At 46.1% G+C, this 1,769-nt stretch carries 1 rRNA gene; it reads left to right on the top strand.

Going from position 1 to position 1,769, the window contains the following annotated elements:
* Positions 1-314 precede the first annotated feature (314 nt).
* Positions 315-1,769: ribosomal RNA gene (locus CWB65_RS16370) — 23S ribosomal RNA — on the top strand; the annotation flags it as partial.

Below are 1,769 nucleotides of genomic sequence, written 5' to 3'. Positions count from 1 at the left end.
GGCTGGATCACCTCCTTATACGATTTAGAACTTATTTGTTCGTAGTGTCCACACAGATGATTGTTAGTTAGTTAAGCCACTGGCTTAGTTAATTAATATGCTCTTTAAAAATTTGGAAAAGCTGATAATAAAATTCGTATGAATAACATTGTTATTTGTACAGAGTTTTCAAAAGTAAAAAAGAATGATAGCAGTATCATTCAGTGCCATTTAATCACTCTTATGAGTCGATTGATTGGTATCTACTTTAGTATTCAATATTAACTTCTGGCGAAGTTAAACTGTCACAAAACAAAGACCCGTTTGGGTTGTATGGTTAAGTGACTAAGCGTACACGGTGGATGCCTTGGCAGTTGGAGGCGATGAAGGACGTATTAACTTGCGATAAGCCTAGTCAAGCTAGTAAAAAGCACTTGAGACTAGGATTTCCGAATGGGGAAACCCACCTGCTTGCAGGTATCGTTAACTGAATACATAGGTTAACGAGGCGAACGCGGAGAACTGAAACATCTAAGTACCCGTAGGAAAAGAAATCAACCGAGATTCCGAAAGTAGCGGCGAGCGAAATCGGAACAGCCCTTAAGCTTATTATGTGTTAATGGAAGGCTCTGGAAAGTGCCACGATACAGGGTGATAGTCCCGTACATGAAAAGACATTTTAAGTGAAATCGAGTAGGTCGGAGCACGTGAAACTTTGACTGAATATAGGTGGACCATCATCTAAGGCTAAATACTCCCAACTGACCGATAGTGAACCAGTACCGTGAGGGAAAGGCGAAAAGAACCCCTGTGAGGGGAGTGAAATAGAACCTGAAACCGTGTACGTACAAGCAGTAGGAGCAGACTTGTTCTGTGACTGCGTACCTTTTGTATAATGGGTCAGCGACTTATATTTTGTAGCGAGGTTAACCGATTAGGGTAGCCGTAGGGAAACCGAGTCTTAACTGGGCGAATAGTTGCAAGGTATAGACCCGAAACCCGGTGATCTAGCCATGGGCAGGTTGAAGGTTGAGTAACATCAACTGGAGGACCGAACCCACTAACGTTGAAAAGTTAGGGGATGACCTGTGGCTAGGAGTGAAAGGCTAATCAAACCGGGAGATAGCTGGTTCTCCCCGAAATCTATTTAGGTAGAGCCTCGGACGAATACTTACGGGGGTAGAGCACTGTTAAGGCTAGGGGGTCATCCCGACTTACCAACCCTTTGCAAACTCCGAATACCGTAAAGTAATATCCGGGAGACACACGGCGGGTGCTAACGTCCGTCGTGAAGAGGGAAACAACCCAGACCGCCAGCTAAGGTCCCAAAGTCATAGTTAAGTGGGAAACGATGTGGAAAGGCCCAGACAGCCAGGAGGTTGGCTTAGAAGCAGCCATCCTTTAAAGAAAGCGTAATAGCTCACTGGTCGAGTCGGTCTGCGCGGAAGATGTAACGGGGCTAAACTATGCACCGAAGCTGCGGATTCATACTTTGTATGAGTGGTAGGGGAGCGTTCTGTAAGCGGTTGAAGGTGTACCGGGAGGTATGCTGGACGTATCAGAAGTGCGAATGCTGACATGAGTAACGATAATGCGGGTGAAAAACCCGCACGCCGGAAGACCAAGGGTTCCTATCCCATGTTAATCAGGGTAGGGTAAGTCGACCCCTAAGGCGAGGCCGAAAGGCGTAGTCGATGGGAAACGGATTAATATTTCCGTACTTGGTATAATTGCGATGGGGGGACGGAGAAGGCTAAGCAAGCATGGCGATGGTTGTCCATGTGAAAGTG

The sequence above is a fragment of the Pseudoalteromonas sp. S554 genome (genome assembly GCF_005930865.1).
Taxonomy (GTDB): Bacteria; Pseudomonadota; Gammaproteobacteria; order Enterobacterales; family Alteromonadaceae; genus Pseudoalteromonas; species Pseudoalteromonas marina.
The sequence above is the reverse complement of the archived record's forward strand: the minus strand, read 5'-3'. Positions and strand labels throughout refer to the sequence as shown.